This window comes from Streptomyces vietnamensis (assembly GCF_000830005.1).
GTDB classification, from domain to species: Bacteria; Actinomycetota; Actinomycetes; order Streptomycetales; family Streptomycetaceae; genus Streptomyces; species Streptomyces vietnamensis.
This window is the reverse complement of record NZ_CP010407.1, coordinates 1736949-1757679: the sequence shown is the minus strand read 5'-3', so window position 1 is coordinate 1757679 and position 20731 is coordinate 1736949. Positions and strand designations below refer to the sequence as shown.

At 70.5% G+C, this 20731-nt stretch carries 20 protein-coding genes; 18 read left to right on the top strand and 2 right to left on the bottom strand.

Annotated elements, in window-relative coordinates:
- The first annotated feature begins 8 nt into the window (after positions 1–8).
- Positions 9–896 (top strand): tRNA (adenine-N1)-methyltransferase, encoded by an 888-nt coding sequence (locus SVTN_RS07680; RefSeq protein ID WP_015032448.1) that lies wholly within the window; start codon positions 9–11, stop codon positions 894–896.
- A gap of 188 nt (positions 897–1084) precedes the next feature.
- Positions 1085–1663, top strand: coding sequence for a hypothetical protein (locus SVTN_RS07675; RefSeq protein WP_041128382.1), 579 nt, complete (start codon positions 1085–1087; stop codon positions 1661–1663).
- Between the two features lie 145 nt (positions 1664–1808).
- On the opposite strand, the gene SVTN_RS07670 is transcribed toward SVTN_RS07675, so the two are convergent.
- Positions 1809–2120 (bottom strand): ferredoxin, encoded by a 312-nt coding sequence (locus SVTN_RS07670; RefSeq protein ID WP_041128381.1) that lies wholly within the window; start codon positions 2118–2120, stop codon positions 1809–1811.
- Positions 2121–2360: 240 nt separating this feature from the next.
- Between SVTN_RS07670 and arc the strand changes: the two genes are divergently transcribed.
- From arc to prcA, 5 genes are all read left to right on the top strand, one after another.
- Positions 2361–4127, top strand: a complete 1767-nt coding sequence (gene arc / locus SVTN_RS07665) for a proteasome ATPase (protein WP_041128380.1) — start codon at positions 2361–2363, stop codon at positions 4125–4127.
- 190 nt (positions 4128–4317) lie between these two features.
- On the top strand, positions 4318–5829 hold the full coding sequence (gene dop / locus SVTN_RS07660) for a depupylase/deamidase Dop (RefSeq protein ID WP_041128379.1): 1512 nt from the start codon (positions 4318–4320) through the stop codon (positions 5827–5829).
- Positions 5830–5989: 160 nt separating this feature from the next.
- Positions 5990–6202: a ubiquitin-like protein Pup gene (locus SVTN_RS07655; RefSeq protein ID WP_015032443.1), complete on the top strand. Its 213-nt coding sequence runs from the start codon at positions 5990–5992 to the stop codon at positions 6200–6202.
- A 161-nt stretch (positions 6203–6363) separates the two neighbouring features.
- Positions 6364–7203: a proteasome subunit beta gene (gene prcB / locus SVTN_RS07650; RefSeq protein WP_041128378.1), complete on the top strand. Its 840-nt coding sequence runs from the start codon at positions 6364–6366 to the stop codon at positions 7201–7203.
- A gap of 52 nt (positions 7204–7255) precedes the next feature.
- On the top strand, positions 7256–8008 hold the full coding sequence (gene prcA, locus SVTN_RS07645) for a proteasome subunit alpha (protein ID WP_041128377.1): 753 nt from the start codon (positions 7256–7258) through the stop codon (positions 8006–8008).
- A gap of 148 nt (positions 8009–8156) precedes the next feature.
- On the opposite strand, the gene SVTN_RS07640 is transcribed toward prcA, so the two are convergent.
- A complete protein-coding gene (locus SVTN_RS07640; protein WP_041128376.1) occupies positions 8157–9176 on the bottom strand; it encodes a LacI family DNA-binding transcriptional regulator in 1020 nt (339 codons plus the stop codon).
- A 135-nt stretch (positions 9177–9311) separates the two neighbouring features.
- On the opposite strand from SVTN_RS07640, the gene SVTN_RS07635 reads away from it, so the two are divergent.
- The 11 genes from SVTN_RS07635 to SVTN_RS07585 all read left to right on the top strand — a co-directional run bounded on the left by SVTN_RS07635 (position 9312) and on the right by SVTN_RS07585 (position 20675).
- Positions 9312–10571 carry an MFS transporter gene (locus SVTN_RS07635; RefSeq protein WP_052499015.1) on the top strand — a complete coding sequence of 420 codons (1260 nt, stop codon included), beginning with the start codon at positions 9312–9314 and terminating at the stop codon, positions 10569–10571.
- A 69-nt stretch (positions 10572–10640) separates the two neighbouring features.
- Entirely contained in the window at positions 10641–12002 is a 1362-nt protein-coding gene (pafA, locus tag SVTN_RS07630) for a Pup--protein ligase (protein ID WP_041128375.1), read from the top strand.
- A 117-nt stretch (positions 12003–12119) separates the two neighbouring features.
- Complete coding sequence (locus SVTN_RS07625) at positions 12120–13058, top strand: FKBP-type peptidyl-prolyl cis-trans isomerase (RefSeq protein WP_041128374.1); 939 nt, start codon at positions 12120–12122, stop codon at positions 13056–13058.
- A gap of 58 nt (positions 13059–13116) precedes the next feature.
- Entirely contained in the window at positions 13117–13497 is a 381-nt protein-coding gene (locus tag SVTN_RS07620) for an FKBP-type peptidyl-prolyl cis-trans isomerase (RefSeq protein WP_041128373.1), read from the top strand.
- A 141-nt stretch (positions 13498–13638) separates the two neighbouring features.
- The gene (locus tag SVTN_RS07615; RefSeq protein WP_041128372.1) at positions 13639–14595 is read left to right on the top strand and encodes a helix-turn-helix transcriptional regulator; all 957 of its coding nucleotides are present in this window, start codon (positions 13639–13641) and stop codon (positions 14593–14595) included.
- A 16-nt stretch (positions 14596–14611) separates the two neighbouring features.
- Entirely contained in the window at positions 14612–15565 is a 954-nt protein-coding gene (locus SVTN_RS07610; protein WP_041128371.1) for a helix-turn-helix transcriptional regulator, read from the top strand.
- Between the two features lie 144 nt (positions 15566–15709).
- The gene (locus SVTN_RS07605; RefSeq protein ID WP_041128370.1) at positions 15710–15973 is read left to right on the top strand and encodes a CpXC domain-containing protein; all 264 of its coding nucleotides are present in this window, start codon (positions 15710–15712) and stop codon (positions 15971–15973) included.
- A 35-nt stretch (positions 15974–16008) separates the two neighbouring features.
- On the top strand, positions 16009–16206 hold the full coding sequence (locus tag SVTN_RS07600; RefSeq protein ID WP_041128369.1) for a hypothetical protein: 198 nt from the start codon (positions 16009–16011) through the stop codon (positions 16204–16206).
- 185 nt (positions 16207–16391) lie between these two features.
- Positions 16392–16673, top strand: coding sequence for a Sec-independent protein translocase subunit TatA (gene tatA, locus SVTN_RS07595; RefSeq protein ID WP_041128368.1), 282 nt, complete (start codon positions 16392–16394; stop codon positions 16671–16673).
- Between the two features lie 59 nt (positions 16674–16732).
- The gene (tatC, locus tag SVTN_RS07590) at positions 16733–17680 is read left to right on the top strand and encodes a twin-arginine translocase subunit TatC (protein WP_041128367.1); all 948 of its coding nucleotides are present in this window, start codon (positions 16733–16735) and stop codon (positions 17678–17680) included.
- Positions 17681–17843: 163 nt separating this feature from the next.
- Positions 17844–20675, top strand: coding sequence for a DEAD/DEAH box helicase (locus SVTN_RS07585; protein WP_041128366.1), 2832 nt, complete (start codon positions 17844–17846; stop codon positions 20673–20675).
- Positions 20676–20731: the final 56 nt, after the last annotated feature.

The following is a 20731-nucleotide window of genomic DNA, read 5'->3' as shown; positions in this document are numbered from 1 at the left end:
CTGGTCACATGTCCGAACCGACCGGTGCCGCCCGCCGACGCGGGCCCTTCAAGGTCGGGGACCAGGTTCAGCTGACCGACCCCAAGGGCCGTCACTACACGTTCACGCTCGAAGAGGGAAAGAACTTCCACACCCACAAGGGTTCTTTCCCGCACGACGAACTGATCGGCGCCCCCGAGGGCAGCGTTGTCCGTACCACCGGAAACGTCGCCTACCTCGCGCTGCGCCCCCTGCTCCCCGACTACGTCCTGTCCATGCCCCGCGGCGCAGCCGTGGTCTACCCCAAGGACGCGGGGCAGATCCTGGCCTTCGCCGACATCTTCCCCGGCGCCCGCGTCGTGGAAGCCGGAGTGGGCTCGGGATCGCTGAGCAGCTTCCTCCTGCGCGCCATCGGAGACAGCGGCATGCTGCACTCCTACGAGCGCCGCGAGGACTTCGCCGAGATCGCGAAGGGCAACGTCGAGCGCTACTTCGGCGGCCCCCACCCCGCGTGGCAGCTGACCGTCGGCGACCTCCAGGACAACCTGTCCGACACCGACGTCGACCGCGTCATCCTGGACATGCTCGCCCCCTGGGAGTGCCTGGAGGCCGTCTCCAAGGCCCTCGTCCCCGGCGGCATCCTCTGCTGCTACGTGGCGACCACCACCCAGCTCGCCCGCACCGTGGAGTCCATCCGCGAGTTCGGCTGCTACGCCGAGCCGCAGCCCTGGGAATCCATGATCCGCAACTGGCACGTCGAGGGCCTCGCCGTCCGCCCCGATCACCGCATGATCGGCCACACCGGCTTCCTCGTCACCGCCCGCCGCCTCGCGGACGGGGTCGAGCCCCCGATGCGCCGCCGCCGCCCCGCCAAGGGCGCCTACGGCGAGGACTACGAAGGCCCCAACAAGGGCTGACGTTCCGACATCCACACCGCGCCGCCGCCGAGTTCCCCGCCCACGCGGGAGAACTCGACGGCGGCGTCCTCATGTTCGCCGCCGCCGAAGACCGGCCGACCCGGGTCCACCCCAGCTGTTCCGTCCCCCTGTGACGTGTGGCACGATGCCGGGAACCCCGTCGCACCACCCCACAGGAGACGTCTCGCGTGCAGCACTCCGCCGCCCCGGACCTCGCGGACCTCGCCCACACCCACGCCCGGCCGGCCCACTGGCTGGCCACCGCCACCGCGACCGCCGCGGTCGTCGCCCTCGCTGGACTGCTCCAGCCCGGCCCCGCCGGAGCCACCGGCACCACGGCCGCCGCCCCGCACCCGGCACCCGCCCCCGACGCCGCCGGAGCCGACTACCCCCTCGAATGCGGGGGAGGCCCCCGTACGGTCGCGAAGCGGGTCACCGGAGACCTCGACGGCGACGGGAACCCCGAGACCATTGCGGTCGTGCACTGCGAAGCCGGCTCCGGCACCCCGCCGAGCGGCGTCTACGTCCTCACCCGCGGCAAGGAGAACGGCACCCCCGCGCGCGTGGTCGCCACACTCGTCGCACCGGAACAGCACCGGAACGTCACCGAGCTCGCCGTACACGACGGAACCGTGCGCGCCACCCTCCTCGGCTACTCGTCCCCCGACGTGCCCAGCTGCTGCCCCGACGAGCAGGAGAAGGTCAGCTGGCGCTGGCAGAGCGGCACCTTCGTCCGCGGCGACCAGGCGGACGCACGCGGCGTCTAGGGCCTTGCCCTGCGGATCAGGGGCGGACAGGCCCCAAGGCCCCGCGGGCCCGGGGAGACCCCGTGCACCCGAAGCCGCGGCCCGTCCGACCCCTACCCGCCCGACAGGCCCCAGGAGGCCCGCCCGGCGGCCCGGCCCCCGGCCCTTACTCGGCGTCGGGGCCGTACACCTCGACCTTGTCCGCGGCCCGGCGCACGTGGATGCAGTCGCCCGGGCACTCCTTCGCGGAGTCCACCACGTCCTGGAGCAGCGGCAGAGGCACCGGCGTGGTGGCCCCCGCCTCCTGGAGCAGCTCGTCGTCGGCGCTCTTCACATACGCGAGCCCGTCGATGTCGAGCTCGAAGACCTCGGGAGCGTACTGCGCGCAGATCCCGTCCCCAGTACACAGGTCCTGGTCGATCCAGACCTCCAGCGCCTCCTCGGCGCCCGTCGCCGGGGCCTCGTGCTGCACGGTCATATCTCCTGCCGTTTCTGCTTCGCGCGATAAGTCGGGCCACCCCTGACGGGTGTTGACCGATGACGACGATACAACCGCCCGCTTTCAAGTGGTGAAGGGTGGGTATTCCCCTGGCGAGAGGGGAAGCGCAAGGGTGAAGATCGGACACACCCCGGAGTCTTTTTGATCTAGGGGTTTCAATCACCACCCACGCAGGTAGGGTCAGGAAGCGTCCAGCTCCCCTTGGAGGAGGTGAGGACCGTGGCAGCCCACGACGACGACATCAACCGCGGCATCCGGCCGGGGCGGGGGTCTGAAGACCCCGCCGGTCAGGTTGCCTATCTCGAGCAGGAAATCGCCGTCCTGCGCCGCAAGCTCGCCGACTCTCCGCGCCACACGAGGATTCTCGAAGAGCGGATCGTCGAGCTGCAGACCAACCTGGCCGGCGTGTCCGCGCAGAACGAACGTCTGGCGAACACGCTCCGTGAGGCCCGCGACCAGATCGTGGCCCTCAAGGAGGAGGTCGACCGGCTCGCACAGCCGCCGGCCGGCTTCGGTGTCTTCCTGCAGGCCAACGAGGACGGCACGTGCGACATCTTCACCGGGGGCCGCAAGCTCCGGGTGAACGTCAGCCCGAGCATCGAGCTCGAAGAGCTCAAGCGCGGCCAGGAAGTCATGCTCAACGAAGCGCTCAACGTGGTCGAGGCCATGGAGTTCGAGCGCGCCGGGGACATCGTCACCCTCAAGGAGATCCTCGAGGACGGCGAGCGCGCCCTGGTGGTGGGGCACACCGACGAGGAGCGGGTGGTGAGGCTCGCCGAGCCCCTGCTGGACATCACCATCCGCGCCGGCGACGCCCTACTGCTCGACTCCAGGTCCGGCTACGTCTACGAGGTGGTCCCCAAGAGCGAGGTCGAAGAGCTCGTTCTGGAAGAGGTCCCGGACGTCGACTACGACAAGATCGGCGGTCTGGGCAACCAGATCGAACTGATCCGCGACGCGGTCGAGCTCCCCTACCTCTACCCGGACCTCTTCAAGGAGCACGAACTGCGGCCGCCCAAGGGCATCCTGCTCTACGGCCCGCCCGGCTGCGGCAAGACGCTGATCGCGAAGGCCGTGGCCAACTCCCTGGCCAAGAAGGTCGCCGAGGTGACCGGCCAGCCCGCGGGGAAGTCCTACTTCCTCAACATCAAGGGCCCCGAGCTCCTCAACAAGTACGTCGGCGAGACCGAGCGGCACATCCGCCTCGTCTTCCAGCGTGCCCGGGAGAAGGCGAGCGAGGGCACCCCCGTCATCGTCTTCTTCGACGAGATGGAATCCCTCTTCCGCACCCGCGGCTCCGGTGTCAGCTCGGACGTGGAGAACACCATCGTCCCCCAGCTGCTCGCCGAGATCGACGGCGTGGAAGGCCTGGAGAACGTCATCGTCATCGGCGCCTCCAACCGCGAGGACATGATCGACCCCGCGATCCTGCGGCCCGGCCGACTCGACGTGAAGATCAAGATCGAGCGTCCGGACGCGGAGGCCGCGAAGGACATCTTCGCGAAGTACCTCACGGCCGGCCTGCCGCTCCACGCGGACGACATCTCCGAGCACAGCGGCTCGAAGGAGGCCGCCGCGCACGGAATGATCCAGTCCGTCGTCGAGCAGATGTACGCGGAATCCGAGGAGAACCGCTTCCTCGAAGTCACGTACGCCAACGGCGACAAGGAAGTCCTGTACTTCAAGGACTTCAACTCCGGCGCGATGATCCAGAACATCGTCGACCGGGCCAAGAAGATGGCCATCAAGGCCTTCCTCGACCACAACCAGAAGGGCATCCGGGTCTCCCACCTCCTCCAGGCGTGCGTGGACGAGTTCAAGGAGAACGAGGACCTGCCCAACACCACCAACCCCGACGACTGGGCCCGGATCTCCGGAAAGAAGGGCGAGCGGATCGTGTTCATCCGCACGCTCGTCACCGGAAAGCAGGGCGCGGACACCGGACGATCCATCGACACGGTGGCCAATACCGGTCAGTACCTGTAAAACGCCCGCCGGCTGCGGATGTCCGGAAACCGGGCATCCGCAGCCGACGCATTCCATCCAGCATTTCCCCCGGCATCACAGGAAAACAGGGAAATACCGCAACTGATCTCCCCACCAGCGCGGAGCCGCTCTAGGCTCTTCGGTACCGCCGAGTCGCGCACAGTGAGCGCCGCCGGGCAAGGAGGGCCGCATGACCGTACGGCGAGTAATGGGCATCGAGACGGAGTACGGAATCTCCGTCCCCGGACACCCGAACGCCAATGCCATGCTCACCTCGTCCCAGATCGTCAACGCCTACGCGGCGGCGATGCACCGGGCGCGCCGCGCCCGCTGGGACTTCGAGGAGGAGAACCCGCTGCGGGACGCCCGCGGCTTCGACCTCGCCCGCGAGGCCGCCGACTCCAGCCAGCTCACCGACGAGGACATCGGCCTGGCCAATGTGATCCTCACCAACGGGGCCCGGCTCTACGTGGACCACGCCCACCCCGAGTACAGCGCGCCCGAGGTCACCAACCCGCGCGACGCCGTCCTCTGGGACAAGGCCGGCGAGCGGATCATGGCGGAGGCGGCCGAGCGCGCCGCCCAGCTCCCCGGGGCCCAGCCCATCCACCTCTACAAGAACAACACCGACAACAAGGGCGCCTCCTACGGCACGCACGAGAACTACCTGATGAAGCGGGAGACCCCCTTCTCGGACATCGTGCGCCACCTGACCCCCTTCTTCGTCTCCCGCCAGGTCGTCACCGGCGCGGGACGGGTCGGCATCGGCCAGGACGGCCGGGAGAACGGCTTCCAGCTCAGCCAGCGCGCCGACTACTTCGAGGTCGAGGTGGGCCTGGAGACCACCCTCAAGCGGCCCATCATCAACACCCGGGACGAGCCGCACGCCGACGCTGAGAAGTACCGCCGCCTGCACGTGATCATCGGCGACGCGAACCTCTCGGAGATCTCCACCTACCTGAAGCTCGGCACCACCGCCCTCGTCCTCTCCATGATCGAGGACGGCTTCATCACGGTCGACCTCGCCGTCGACCAGCCGGTCCGCACCCTGCACCAGGTCTCGCACGACCCGACGCTCCAGTACCTGATCACGCTCCGCAGCGGCCGGACACTGACCGCGGTCCAGCTCCAGATGGAGTACTTCGAGCTGGCCAGGAAGTACGTGGAGGAGCGGTACGGCGACGACGCGGACGCGCAGACCAAGGACGTCCTGTCCCGCTGGGAGGACACCCTGGGCCGCCTGGAGACCGATCCGATGAGCCTCGCCGGCGAGCTGGACTGGGTCGCCAAGCGGGAGCTCATGGAGGGCTACCGGCGCCGCGACGGCCTGGACTGGGACGCGGCCCGGCTGCACCTGGTGGACCTCCAGTACGCGGACGTACGCCCCGAGAAGGGCCTCTACAACCGTCTGGTGGCCCGCGGGCGCATGAAGCGGCTCCTGGACGAGGCCGAGGTGGAGCGGGCCGAGACGGCGCCTCCGGAGGACACCAGGGCCTACTTCCGGGGCCGCTGCCTGGAGCAGTACGCCGACGACGTCGCCGCGGCCTCCTGGGACTCGGTGATCTTCGACCTGCCCGGCCGGGACTCCCTCCAGCGCGTCCCGACCCTGGAGCCGCTGCGCGGCACCAAGGCCCACGTGAAATCGCTCCTGGACCGCTGCCGTACGGCGGAGGAACTGGTGCGGGTGCTTTCGGGCGGCTGAACAGGGGGCCCGATGCGGGCCTGAAATACCCCGGCACTGGGAATCATGGAAACAGTGCCCGGGCGTTGTGGAAACTGCGGGGCCGAAGTCAGACCCGACCGATAGGGTCTGATCTTGTACGGACTCAACCGAGCGGGCCGATTCGAGCGGGGTGAGGGATATGGCGACCAAGGACACCGGCGGCGGACAGCAGAAGGCGACGCGATCCACGGAGGAGGTCGAGGAGACCACCACCGAGGCGAGCTCCGACCTCAAGGAACGCCAGGAGAAGCTGAGCGACGACGTGGACTCCGTCCTGGACGAGATCGACGACGTGCTCGAGGAGAACGCCGAGGACTTCGTTCGAAGCTTCGTGCAGAAGGGCGGCGAGTAGCCGCCCCACGCGCCTGTCGTCCTCCGTCCCCGGAGCCCCGGAGAAAGCCGTGGGTCCGGGGACGGATGACAAGCGGTGGCACGGGTAAGGTCCGTGCACAGCAAGCAAGATCGGTCCGCGTGTCCCACGGCGGGCCGACTCTCCCACCCGGAAGGAATCGCGTGGAAGCCAACCCTCGTAGCACCGGGCGTCTGCCGGCGGCCTTCCTGACGCCGGGCTCGTCCTCGTTCATGGACTTCCTGGCCGATCACTCGCCGGAGCTGCTCCCGGGGAACCGGAAGCTGCCCGAGGGGATCGTCGAGGCGCCGCACGGCACCACCATCGTGGCCGCCACCTTCCCCGGGGGCGTCGTGCTCGCCGGTGACCGGCGGGCGACCATGGGGAACATGATCGCGCAGCGGGACATCGAGAAGGTGTTCCCGGCCGACGAGTACTCCGCGGTCGGCATCGCCGGCACCGCCGGCCTCGCCGTGGAGATGGTCAAGCTGTTCCAGCTGGAGCTGGAGCACTTCGAGAAGGTGGAGGGCGCGACGCTCTCCCTGGAGGGCAAGGCGAACCGTCTCTCCACCATGATCCGCGGCAACCTGGGCATGGCCATGCAGGGCCTCGCCGTCGTGCCGCTCTTCGCGGGCTGGGACGAGGGCAAGGAGAAGGGCCGGATCTTCTCGTACGACGTGACCGGCGGCCGCTCCGAGGAGCACGGCTTCGCCGCCACGGGTTCCGGCTCGATCTTCGCGCGCGGTTCGATGAAGAAGCTGTACCGCTCCGACCTGACCGAGGAGCAGGCCACCACCCTGGTGGTGCAGGCGCTGTACGACGCGGCGGACGACGACTCGGCGACCGGCGGTCCCGACATGGCCCGCCGGATCTTCCCGATCGTCACCGTCATCACCGACGAGGGCTTCCGCAGGCTCACCGAGGCGGAGTCCTCCGAGCTGGCCCGATCGGTCACCGAGCGGCGTCTGGAGCAGCCCGACGGGCCGCGCGCCGCCCTGCTCTGACCGTCCGTCGCCCGTAGAAGCCCTTCAGACCGGAAGAAAGGGACGGTAGCCGGTGTCCACGCCGTTCTATGTCTCACCCCAGCAGGCCATGGCCGACCGGGCCGAGTACGCCCGCAAGGGCATCGCCCGCGGCCGCAGCCTGGTCGTCCTCCAGTACACCGACGGCATCGTCTTCGTCGGTGAGAACCCGTCCCGTGCCCTGCACAAGTTCAGCGAGATCTACGACCGGATCGGCTTCGCGGCCGCCGGCAAGTACAACGAGTACGAGAACCTCCGCATCGGCGGTGTGCGCTACGCCGACCTGCGGGGCTACACCTACGACCGGGACGACGTCACCGCGCGCGGCCTGGCCAACGTCTACGCCCAGACCCTGGGCACGATCTTCTCCAGCGCGGGGGAGAAGCCGTACGAGGTGGAGCTGGTCGTCGCCGAGGTCGGCTCCGAGGCGGAGGGCGACCAGATCTACCGGCTGCCGCACGACGGCTCGATCGTGGACGAGCACGGCTCGGTCGCGGTCGGCGGGAACGCGGAGCAGATCAGCTCCTTCCTGGACCAGCGGCACCGGGACGGCATGTCGCTCGCGGAGGCCCTGAAGCTGGCCGTGCAGGCGCTGTCGCGGGACACCAACGGCACCGAGCGGGAGATCCCCGCGGAGCGCCTGGAGGTGGCGGTCCTGGACCGTACGCGTCCGCAGCAGCGCAAGTTCAAGCGGATCGTCGGCCGTCAGCTGTCGCGTCTCCTGGAGGCCGACAACGCGGCGGCGGCGAAGACGGACGAGCCCTCGGACGAGGCTCCCGAGGAGTAGTCGGCGGTACCCGAAGGGGCCCCGGTCCGCGCGCGAGCGGCCGGGGCCCCTTCGGCGTGCCCGGGCTCGCGAAGGCGCGGGCCGGGGCCCTCGGCCCTCTGTGCGGGCCGGCCGAGCGGCCGGTGGGGACCGTTCGGCGTGGCGCCGCTCAGGGGGCCGGTGCGGGGCCCGTGGAGCCGCGCGGGACGAGGGCCACGGGCAGAGTGACCGGTGGGGCCGGTTCGCCCGCGAGGACGGCGAGGAGCGCCTCCATGCCCCGTCTGCCGAACTCCTCGGCGGGGAGCCGGACGGTGGTGAGCTCGGGTTCGACCGCGGTGGCCAGGGCCATGTCGTCGAAGCCGGTGACCGAGAGGTCTTCGGGGACGCGCAGTCCGAGGCGGTGCGCGGCCTTGCTGACGCCGGCGGCGAGGATGTCGTCGTCGCAGATCACCGCGGTGGGGCGCGGGCCGGGGGCGGCGAGGGCCAGGTGGGCGGCCTCGCGTGCGTCGGCGACGTTCAGCGGGGCCCGTGCGGTGCGGAGCTCGGTTCCCCGCAGGGCGTCGGCGAGGGCGGCGGCGCGTACGTCGAAGGTCCAGGAGGGGACGGCGGACGCCAGGTGCAGGAAGCGGCGGTGGCCCAGGTCGAGCAGGTGCCGGGTGACCCGTCGCATGCCGTCGGCGACGTCGAGGTTCACGTGCGCGGCGGCCCCGGGGTCGGCCGGGTCGCTGTCGAGCATGACGAGGGGCAGGTCGGTGCCGCGGAAGGCCGTGAGGGCGTCGGTGGCCATGGAGGAGGCGATGACGCCGTCCAGGGAGGCCTGGGCCGAGGCGAAGGGGTCGCGGGCGGGGCCGGTGCCGTCGGGGGAGGGGTAGAGGACGACGCCGAAGCCGTGGCGTGCCGCCACGGCGGCGGCGCCGGTGTAGACGTGGGCGAAGAACTCGTTGGTGAGGGCGGGGACGACGAGCAGCGCCGTACGGGTGCGGCCGAGCCGGAGGTTGCGGGCGGCGAGGTTGGGCCGGTAGCCCAGCTCCCGGGCGGCGAGGCGCACCGCCTCGGCGGTGCGCTCGGAGACGCGGCCGCGCCACTTGTCGCCGAGGACGAGGGAGACGGTGGCCTGCGAGACGCCCGCGGTCCGGGCGACGTCCCGGCTGGTGGGGCGGGTGCCGCCGAGCGGGTCGGGGGACTGCACGGGGAGCCTCCGCGTGGGACGGTGGGTCGGGGGCGTGGGGCGCGGTGTGGACCCGCGTACAGCCGACATGGTACGTATGACCTCGGACGTTATACGTAAAACCTCGGTGCGATTCCGAGGCGATGGGAGACCGACATGGCCACCGAGGCCCCCGCGCACGGCGGCTATCTCGACATACTCCGGGCGCCGCACGCGGCCCGGCTGCTCGCCGGCACCCTCGTGGGGCGCCTGCCCAACGGCACGGGCCCGATCGCCATGACCCTGTTCGTCCGGGACCAGGGCGGCAGCTACAGCCTGGCCGGCGGCCTGATCGCGGCCTACGGCGTCGCCAACGCCGTCGGGCAGCCGCTCCTCGGCCGCGCGGTCGACCTCAAGGGCCAGCCCCGCGTCCAGCTGCCCGCCGCCGTCCTCTCCGCGCTCGGCATGGCCCTGTTCGCCCTCACCGGCATCGGCCACCTGGCGCTCGCCTACGCGGCCGTCGTCGTCGCCGGGCTCTTCACCCCGCCGCTCGAGGGCGGCCTGCGCGCGCTGTGGCCGAGCGTCCTGGGGCGCGAGGACCGGGTCCACCGGGCGTACGCGCTGGACGCGGTCGCCCAGGAGGTCATGTTCACCGTGGGCCCGCTCCTGGTGACGCTCCTGGTCGCCCTGCGCTCGCCCGCCGCCGCCCTCCTCGTCATCAACGTCCTGGGGGTCCTGGGCGCCCTCGCCGTCGTCCTCTCCGAGCCGTCCCGCGCCTGGCGCTCCGCCGCCCGCGAGGCCCACTGGCTGGGGGCCCTGCGCTCGCCCGGCCTCCTCGCCCTCCTCGGCTCGTTCTTCTTCGTCGGCCTCGCCCTGGGCTCCATCACGGTGGCCGCCGTCGCCTACGCCGACGACCGGGGCGCGCCGTCCGTGTACGGCTGGCTGATGGCCGCGCTGGGCCTGGGCGCCCTTGCCGGCGGTGTCGTCTACGGCGCCCGGCAGTGGTCCGGGGCGCCCGAGCGGCGGCTGAGGGTCCTCGTGGGGCTGCTCGCGGTCTGCTACCTGCCGCTCATGCTCACCCCCGGCCCCGTCGCCATGACGGGCCTCTCGGTGCTCTCCGGGGTCTTCCTGGCCCCCGCCCTCGCCTGCGCCTTCATCGTGGTCGACCGGCACGCCCCGAGCGGCACCGTCACCGAGGCCTTCTCGTGGCTCGTCACCACCTTCGGCGTCGGCGCGGCCCTGGGCTCCGCGGTCGCGGGCCCGGCGGTCGAACTGGCCGGGACGGTGGCGGGGTTCGCCGTGGCCGGTGCGGGAGGCCTGGTCGCCCTCCTCGTACTGCTCGCCACCGGCCGGGTCCTGCGCCCCCGCGACACGACGCGACACGCCGAGGGCGGGACGGTCCCCACCGCCGTACACACCGAAAAGAACACGCACTGATCGGAAAATGATCGAAACGGGAACGTCCAACCCGGTTTCAGCGCACGCCGTCAGGCGTAATGTTCAGACATGGACCGCCGCATTTTCGGGCTGGAGAACGAGTACGGCGTCACGTGCACGTTCAGGGGACAGCGCCGACTGTCTCCTGACGAAGTGGCGCGCTACCTCTTCCGCCGTGTCGTGTCATGGGGCCGCAGCAGCAATGTCTTCCTGCGGAACGGCGCCCGCCTGTACCTCGACGTGGGTTCGCATCCGGAATACGCCACACCGGAATGCGACAACGTGACCGAACTGGTCACCCACGACAAGGCCGGCGAGCGCATTCTCGAGGGCCTGCTCGTCGACGCCGAACGCCGCCTGCACGAGGAGGGAATCGCGGGCGACGTCTACCTCTTCAAGAACAACACCGACTCGGCCGGAAACTCCTACGGCTGCCACGAGAACTATCTCGTCGCCCGCCACGGGGAGTTCTCCCGGCTCGCGGACATCCTCATTCCCTTCCTCGTGACGCGGCAGCTCATCTGCGGCGCGGGAAAGGTCCTCCAGACCCCGCGTGGCGCGGTCTACTGCGTCTCCCAGCGTGCCGAGCACATCTGGGAGGGCGTCAGTTCGGCCACCACCCGCTCGCGGCCCATCATCAACACCCGGGACGAGCCGCACGCCGACGCCGAGCGCTACCGCCGGCTGCACGTCATCGTCGGCGACTCCAACATGTCCGAGACGACCATGCTGCTCAAGGTCGGCGCCACCGACCTCGTGCTCCGCATGATCGAGGCGGGCACGGTGATGCGCGACCTGACCCTGGAGAACCCCATCCGGGCCATCCGCGAGGTCAGCCACGACATCACGGGCCAGCGCAAGGTCCGGCTCGCCAGCGGCCGCGAGGCCTCCGCCCTGGAGGTCCAGCGCGAGTACTACGAGAAGGCCGTGGACTTCGTCGACCGCAGGGGCATCCGCTCCGGCACCGTCGCCCAGGTCCTGGAGCTGTGGGGCCGTACGCTCGACGCGATCGAGAGCGAGCAGCTCGACCGGATCGAGACCGAGATCGACTGGGTCATGAAGCACCGGCTCATCGAGCGCTACCGGGCCAAGCACAACATGACCATGTCGAACCCGAGGGTCGCGCAGATAGACCTCGCCTACCACGACATCCACCGTCGTCGCGGGCTGTACTACCTGCTCCAGAAGAACGGGCAGGCGGCCCGCGTCTGCAACGACCTGAAGATCTTCGAGGGCAAGTCGGTGCCCCCGCAGACCACTCGGGCCCGGCTGCGCGGCGACTTCATCCGCCGCGCGCAGGAGCAGCGGCGGGACTTCACCGTCGACTGGGTCCACCTGAAGCTCAACGACCAGGCGCAGCGCACGGTGTTGTGCAAGGACCCGTTCCGCTCCGTCGACGACCGGGTCGAAAAGCTGATCGCCGGAATGTAAGCAGGTCGTATCGGCCATGTGGGCCCCGCACGTTCGGCGTGCGGGGCCCTCGACGTGACAGGAGGAGCGCCTAGAGTGTCGGCACAACTACTGTGCCGTCTGAGATCTGAGGAACACGTGCGCCGACTTGCCGGCCTTCTCGTCGTCCCGCTGCTGCTGCTCTCCACAGCGGCGTGCGGCGGCGATGACAAGGGCTCCGATTCCGCCTCGATGAAGAACGGACTGCCCGCCATCACCGCGGGTGAGAAGTTCGGGGAGAAGCCGACCCTCTCCAAGGGTGAGGGCGACCCGCCCAAGGAACTCAAGGTCAACGTCATCAGCGAGGGCAAGGGCGCGGTGACGAAGAAGGGCGACGCCCTCCAGGTGAACTACCTGGGTCAGGCCTGGGACTCCGACAAGCCCTTCGACAACAGCTTCGACCGCGGTCAGCCCTTCGACCTCACGCTGGGCGCCGGTCAGGTCATCAAGGGCTGGGACCAGGGCCTGGAGGGCCAGAAGGTCGGCAGCCGCATCGAGATCGGCATCCCGCCGGAGCTCGGTTACGGCGCGCAGGGCCAGGGCGACATCAAGCCCAACGCGACCCTCGTCTTCGTCGTGGACATCCTGAAGGCCGTGACGATCCCGAAGTCCGCCACGGGCACTCCGGTCGCCCAGGAGGACAAGGACCTGCCGAAGGTCGGTACGAACACCGACGGCAAGGCCCCCTCGCTGACGGTCCCGAAGACGGACCCGCCGACCAAGCTCGTCTCGAACTACGTGCTGGAGTCCAAGGGCGAGCCCGTCAAGGCCACCGACACGGTCGTCGTGAACTACGTCGCCGCCCTGTGGAAGGACGGCAAGGTCTTCGATTCGACCTACACCACGGGCAAGCCCGCGAACTTCCCGCTGCCGCAGCTGACGCTGAAGGGCCTCAAGGACGGTCTCGTCGGCAAGAAGATCGGCAGCCGCGTCCTGATCGTCGCCCCGCCGTCGGAGGCGTTCGGGGACCAGGAGAAGCAGGGCATTCCGAAGAACTCCACGCTGGTCTTCGCCGTGGACATCCTGACGAAGATGTAAGACTGTCCCGATCGCGCAGTTCATCATCGCGACGTTCATCAGTTTGAGGAGCAGTTCAGTGAGCATCGAGAAGCCCGAGATCGACTTCCCGGGTGGCGAGCCGCCGAAGGACCTGGAGATCAAGGACATCTGGGAGGGCGACGGCGAGGTCGCCGAGGCCGGTGACTTCGTGCAGGTCCACTACGTGGGCGTGGCCTTCTCCACCGGTGAGGAGTTCGACGCCTCCTGGAACCGCGGCAGCGCGCTCGGCTTCCCGCTCGGTGCCGGCCGGGTCATCAAGGGCTGGGACCAGGGCGTGCAGGGCATGAAGGTCGGCGGCCGCCGCCAGCTGATCATCCCCGCGCACCTCGCCTACGGCGACCGCGGCGCCGGCGACGCGATCGCCCCGGGCGAGACGCTGATCTTCGTCTGCGACCTCATGGCCGTGAAGAAGGGCTGATACGCGCAGCCCGTGACCGGTTCCGGTCGCTCCGGGGCCCCCGCCGTCCACGGCGGGGGCCCTCGGCTTTTGTCCCGACACCCCGGGGCGGTACGGTCGGATGTCCGAGAAGTGGAACCGGCGGAAGGGTGCGGGGCGTCGATGGCGATTGCCAAGTCCGAGCGGCTGATGAATCTCGCGCTGTGCCTGCTCGGGACACGCCGTCCGCTGAGCAAGCGGGAGCTCCGCGGCTCTATCGAGGCGTACCTCGAAGCGAGCGGCGACGACGCCTTCAACCGCATGTTCGAGCGGGACAAGGACGATCTCCGGGAGCTCGGCCTGGTCATCGAGACCGTCGAGAACCTGGACGGCGAGACGGGCTACCTCGCCCGCCGCGACTCCAACCGGCTGCCGCCGATCACCCTGGACGCCGAGGAGGCCGCCGCGCTCGGCCTCGCCGCCAAGGTGTGGCAGCAGGCCCGGCTTGCCGGGGCCGCCAGCGGCGCCCTGCAGAAGCTCCGCGCCGCCGGCATGCCCGAGGCGGAGGACTCGTACGACACCCAGCCCAGCGCCCTCGAACCGCGCATCCCGGTCCACGAGGCCGCCTTCGAGCCGCTCATGCTGGCCTGCCGCGACCGGCGTCCCGTCGTCTTCGACTACCGCAAGGCCAACGCCGCGCGCCCCGAGACCCGCCACGTCGAGCCCTGGACCCTCGAATGCTGGCGCGGCCACTGGTACCTGGCGGGCTGGGACCGCGACCGCGGTGCCGAGCGCGTCTTCCGGCTCTCCCGCATCACCGGCAAGGTCCGCTCGCGGGCCGGCGCCTTCACCGCGCCCGTGCCCGACGTCGTGACCGTCCGGGAGACCGTCGAGAGCTGGGCCGGCGAGACCGCCACCCGCTCCGCCCGGATCCGGCTCCGTACCGGCTGCGGCTACCCGCTGCGGGCCCGTGCCCAGGCCGTGACCGAGGGCGACGACGGCTGGGACGATCTGGAGATCCCGTACGGGCACGGGCTCGACGCCTGGCTCGTAGAGTTCGGTCCCGACGTCGTCGTACTGGAACCCGCCGATCTGCGGGCCGATGTGGTGGAGCGGCTGCGCGCCGTGGCCAAGGGCTGAGGGGGAGACGTACCGCATGGCTGCCAACGCGATCGACCAGACGAGGCGGATGCTCTCCCTCGTCACCTATCTCCGTGAGCGCCCCGGCGCGCACGTCGCCGACGTGGCGCGCGCCTTCGGGATCACGGAGGACGAGCTGATCTCCGACCTGGACGTGCTGCCCATGTGCGGCACCAGCTTCCGGGGCGGGGACCTGCTCGACATCGACACCGACGGCGACCGGATCTGGTGGCACAACCCCGACGACGTCGCCGCGCCGCTGCGGCTCGCCGCCGACGAGGCCACCGCGCTGCTGGTCGCCGCCCGGGCCGTCGCCACCCTGCCGGGGCTCCGCGAGAGCGACCGGGACGCCCTGCTGCGCGCCACCGCCAAGCTGGAGGCGGCGGCCGGCGAGGCCGCCGGGGCCAGCGCCCGGCTCTCGGTGACCTTCGAGTCCGAGGGCGGGGTCTTCGCCGAGGTCGACCGGGCCATCTCGGAGCGCAGACGGCTGTGGGTGCGGTACTACTCGCCCGCGCGCGACGAGCTCACCGAGCGCGAGGTCGACCCGATCCGGCTCTTCGCCGTCGGCCACACCTATATGGAGGCGTGGTGCCGGCTCTCCGAGGCGCGCCGCACCTTCCGGCTCGACCGGGTCGTCGAGATCCGGATCCTCGACGAGCACGCCGCGCCGCCGGAGCTGGAGCTGCGCGACCTCTCCGAGGGCCTGGTCCACCCGTCGGCCGACGACCCGGAGGTCGTGGTCGAGGTCGGGCCCGGCGGGCGCTGGGTCGCCGAGTACTACCCGCACGACCGGGCCGAGGAGCTGCAGGACGGCGGGCTGCGGATCACGCTGCGGACGCCGGACCCGGCCTCGCTGCGCAGGCTGGCGCTGCGTCTGGGCAGCGACGGGCGGATCGTCGCGCCGGTGGAGCTGGCCGACAGCGCGAGGACGGCGGCGGCCGCCGCGCTCGCCGCGTACGAGGGCGTGTGACGTTCCCCGTGTCCAGGACGCTGTTACTGACGTGACCGCGTCCAGGGCGCTGTGGCCGATGCGACCGCGTCCAGGGCGCTGTGACCGACGTGACGTGACTGTGCTGAGAACGCTGTTGTCGATGTGATGCCAGAGTTGAGAGAGATGAGGGAGATGTCCGCGATGCACGGTTTTGCGGCGACCATGGCCCCGGTCCTCTTCAAGGCCGCCTGCCCCGACTGCCGCTCGCGCTTCGAACTCTCCGCGAGTTCCCTGCGCCTGGCCATCGGGGCCAGCCGCCGCACCACCTTCTACTCCTTCACCTGCCCCGAGTGCGGCAGCTCCGTCCGCAAGCCCGCGGGCGAGCGCATCGTCGAGCTCCTCACCGGCGGCGGAGTCCGCACCCTGCGCCTCCACACCACCGTGTGAACGATCCGCACGCGCCCAACGTCTAGGCTCAGCACATGTTCTGGCCCATGCTCGCCATCGCCCTCGGCTTCCTCGGCATCGCCGTCCTCGGCGTCCTCGCCGTCAAGGTGTTCCTGGAGGTCCAGCGCCTCGGCCGTCAAGTGGCCCACACCACACAGCGGATCCAGCGGGCCGCGGAAGAGCTCGAAAACGCCGCCGTCGGACTCGCCCGGACCGGCGATTCGCTCCGCTGAGCCCGTGCCGTACGCTGCAGGAAGCGGCCCCGGTCAGGGCGTGCGGGACGCAATCGGGAGTATGCAAGGGCATTGCCCCGCGTTTACTCCTGCGGGTTACGATCGCAGGCAGCGCGGTGGCCGGACGCATGTCCGACCCGCCGGGTACGCACTCCATGTCGCCTCGGTGAAGAAGGTATACAGCTATGGGTAGGCTCGGCCCCACCGAGATCATCCTCATTCTCGTCGTCGTCATCCTCCTGTTCGGCGCCAAGAAGCTTCCGGACATGGCCCGCTCGCTGGGCAAGTCGGCCCGCATCCTCAAGAGCGAGGCCAAGGCGATGAAGGCGGACGACCAGCAGAGCGCCCCCGCCGACCCGCCGCACGCCGGGACGCAGGAGCCCGCCCCGCGCACCATCCAGGCCGCTCCCGGTGACGTGACCAGCGCGCGTCCCGTGACCGAGCCCTCGGACACCACCAAGCGCTGACCCGGTCCGCCGCGGCCGCCGCACCGTGCGGCGGCTGCCGCACGAGATGAGGACGTGGGTTGCTCAAGTCTGCCCGCAAGCAGGAGAAGGATCCCGAGGGCCGGATGCCCCTCGTGGAGCACCTGCGTGAACTCCGCAACCGACTGGCGAAGGGTCTCCTCGCCATCACGGCAGTGACGATCGTCGCCCTCGTGTACAGCGAGGAGCTCCTGAACTTCCTGTCGCGGTCGGTGCCCACCTGCCCCAAGGGCGTCACCAGCGACGGCGGCAACTGCGCGGTCGTCACCTTCAACACGCTGATGGCCCCCTTCAGCACGACGATCCAGGTGTCCCTGACGGCGGGTCTCGTCGTCGCCAGCCCCGTCTGGCTCTACCAGCTCTGGGCCTTCGTCGCGCCCGGGCTGCACAGGAACGAGAAGCGGTACACGTACGCCTTCGTCGGCGCGGCCGTGCCGCTCTTCGGGGCGGGTGCCTACCTCGCGTACCTCATCCTCCCCGTCAGCGTGAAGGTCCTCATCAGCCTCACGCCCGCGGGCTCCGCGAACCTCCTGGCGCTGAACGACGTCCTCGACTTCACCCTGCGCATGGTGCTCGTCTTCGGCCTCGCCTTCGAGCTCCCGCTCGTCCTGGTGATGCTCAACCTCACCGGTATCCTCTCGGGCCGCCGCATGGCCGGCTGGTGGCGCGGCGTGATCATGGGCGTCTTCATCTTCGGCGCCGTCATCACCCCGACCACCGACCCCGTCGGCATGCTCGCCCTCGCCGGGCCGATCACGATCCTGTACTTCGGGGCCGTCGGCTTCTCCCTCCTCAACGACCGGCGGCGCAGGCGCGCCAACCCCGACGCCGAGCTCGACGACGACGAGGCCTCCTCGCTCGACCTCACCCCCGAGGCCGTCGGGTCCGTCGAGCCCGTGAGCGCCGCCCGTGCCCTGCCCGAGCAGGCCACCGGGGAGTACGGCGGAACGAGCGCGCAGCGGCTCAACGGGTACGACGACATCACCTGATCCCGCACCGCCCCCTCGGTCGATCCTCTACGGTCCCCCCGGACAGCTGTCCGGGGGGACCGTCCTCGTGACCAGGGACTTCGCCCCCTGGAACCGGGCCCTCCGCATCCCCTCGATAAAGATCGCGTCACTGTCACAGGTGGCGGGTAGGCTCGACAACAAGATGACAGAGGACCTCACACCAGCCGAGGCGTACGCGGCCGCCCTCGCCCGCAACGCCGAGCAGCGCACCGCACTGGCACCCTTCCGCGAGCTGTACGACTTCGGTCTGGACCCCTTCCAGATCGAGGCCTGCCAGGCACTCGAAGCGGGCAAGGGCGTGCTCGTCGCCGCGCCCACGGGCTCCGGCAAGACCATCGTCGGCGAGTTCGCCGTCCACCTCGCCCTCGCCCAGGGCCGCAAGTGCTTCTACACGACCCCCATCAAGGCGCTGTCGAACCAGAAGTACGCCGACCTCGTCAAGCGGTACGGCGCCGACAAGGTCGGCCTGCTCACCGGTGACAACAGCGTGAACGGCGACGCCCCGATCGTCGTCATGACCACCGAAGTCCTCCGCAACATGCTCTACGCGGGGTCCCAGGCCCTCTCCGGCCTCGGGTACGTCGTGATGGACGAGGTCCACTACCTCTCCGACCGCTTCCGCGGCGCCGTCTGGGAGGAAGTGATCATCCACCTCCCCGAATCCGTCACCCTCGTCTCACTCTCCGCGACCGTGTCCAACGCCGAGGAGTTCGGCGACTGGCTGGACACCGTCCGCGGCGACACCGAGGTCATCGTCTCGGAGAGCCGCCCCGTCCCCCTCTGGCAGCACGTCCTCGCCGGACGCCGGATGTACGACCTCTTCGAGGAGGAGACCGACCACGGCGGCCGCGGCGCGTCCCGGCGCGAGGTCAACCCCGACCTCCTCCGCCTCGCCCGCACCGAGAACACGCGCACGTACAACCCGCGCGAGCGGCGGCGCGGCAAGATGGTCCGCGAGGCCGACCGCGAGCGCGAGCGCCGCCAGCGCTCCCGGATCTGGACCCCCGGCCGCCCCGAGGTCATCGAGCGCCTCGACGCCGAAGGGCTGCTGCCCGCCATCACCTTCATCTTCAGCCGCGCCGGCTGCGAGGCCGCCGTCCAGCAGTGCCTCTACGCCGGGCTCCGGCTCAACGACGACGAGGCGCGGCTGCGCGTCCGCGAGATCGTCGAGGAGCGCACGGCCGCCATCCCCACCGAGGACCTCCACGTCCTCGGCTACTACGAGTGGCTCGAAGCCCTGGAGCGGGGCATCGCCGCCCACCACGCCGGCATGCTCCCGACCTTCAAGGAGGTCGTCGAGGAGCTCTTCGTCCGCGGCCTCGTCAAGGCCGTCTTCGCCACCGAGACCCTCGCCCTCGGCATCAACATGCCCGCGCGCACCGTCATCCTCGAGAAGCTCGTCAAGTGGAACGGCGAGCAGCACGCGGACATCACCCCCGGCGAGTACACCCAGCTCACCGGCCGTGCGGGCCGCCGCGGCATCGACGTCGAGGGCCACGCCGTGGTGCTCTGGCAGCGCGGACTCGACCCCGGCCACCTCGCCGGACTCGCCGGCACGCGCACGTACCCGCTGCGCTCCAGCTTCAAGCCCTCGTACAACATGGCGGTCAACCTCGTCGACCAGTTCGGCCGGCACCGCTCCCGCGAGCTGCTGGAGACCTCCTTCGCCCAGTTCCAGGCCGACCGCTCCGTCGTGGGCATCTCGCGCCAGGTCCAGCGGAACGAGGAGGGGCTCCAGGGCTACCGCGAGGGCATGACCTGCCACCTCGGGGACTTCGAGGAGTACGCGCGGCTCCGCCGCGACCTCAAGGACCGCGAGACCGAACTGGCCCGGCAGGGCGCCGCGCAGCGCCGCGCCCAGGCCGCGAGCTCCCTGGAGAAGCTCAAGCCCGGCGACGTCATCCACGTCCCCACCGGCAAGTTCGCGGGGCTCGCCCTCGTCCTCGACCCCGGCATTCCGGCCGGCCGCACCAACGGCCACCGCGGCTTCGAGCACCACGACGGGCCGCGCCCTCTCGTCCTCACCGCCGAGCGGCAGGTCAAGAGGCTCGCCTCCATCGACTTCCCGGTGCCGGTCGAGGCACTGGAGCGCATGAGGATCCCCAAGTCCTTCAACCCGCGCTCCCCGCAGTCCCGCCGCGACCTCGCCTCCGCCCTGCGGAGCAAGGCCGGGCACATCAACCCCGAGCGCCACCGGCGGCAGCGCGCCGCCGCGGCCGACGACCGCGAGATCGCCCGGCTGCGTACCGAGATCCGTGCGCACCCCTGCCACGGCTGCGACGAGCGCGAGGACCACGCCCGCTGGGCCGAGCGCTACCACCGCCTCCAGCGCGACACCCAGCAGCTGGAACGGCGCATCGAGGGCCGTACGAACACCATCGCCCGCACCTTCGACCGGATCGTCGCGCTCCTCACCGAACTCGACTACCTGCGCGGCGACGAGGTCACCGACAACGGCAAGCGGCTCGCCCGGCTCTACGGCGAACTCGACCTGCTGGCGAGCGAGTGCCTCCGGGACCGCGTCTGGGAAGGCCTCAACCCGGCCGAACTCGCCGCCTGCGTCTCGGCGTTGGTCTTCGAGGCGCGACAGGCCGACGACGCCGTCGCGCCCAAGCTGCCCACGGGCAACGCCAAGGCGGCGCTCGGCGAGATGGTCCGGATCTGGGGCCGCCTGGACGCCCTCGAAGAGGAGTTCAGGATCAACCAGGCGGAGGGCGGCGTCGGCCAGCGCGAGCCCGACCTCGGCTTCGCCTGGGCCGCCTACCAGTGGGCCTCCGAGAAGAGCCTCGACGAGGTGCTCCGCGAGGCGGAGATGCCCGCGGGCGACTTCGTCCGCTGGTGCAAGCAGGTGATCGACGTCCTCGGACAGATCGCCGCGGCGGCGCCCAAGGAGAACAGCACGGTCGCCAAGAACGCCCGCAAGGCCGTGGACGCGCTGCTGCGCGGCGTCGTCGCCTACAGCTCGGTCGGCTGACGGACCGGTAGTCCGGGAAGGGGCCCGTGGCGGGTGCGCCACGGGCCCCTTGTCAT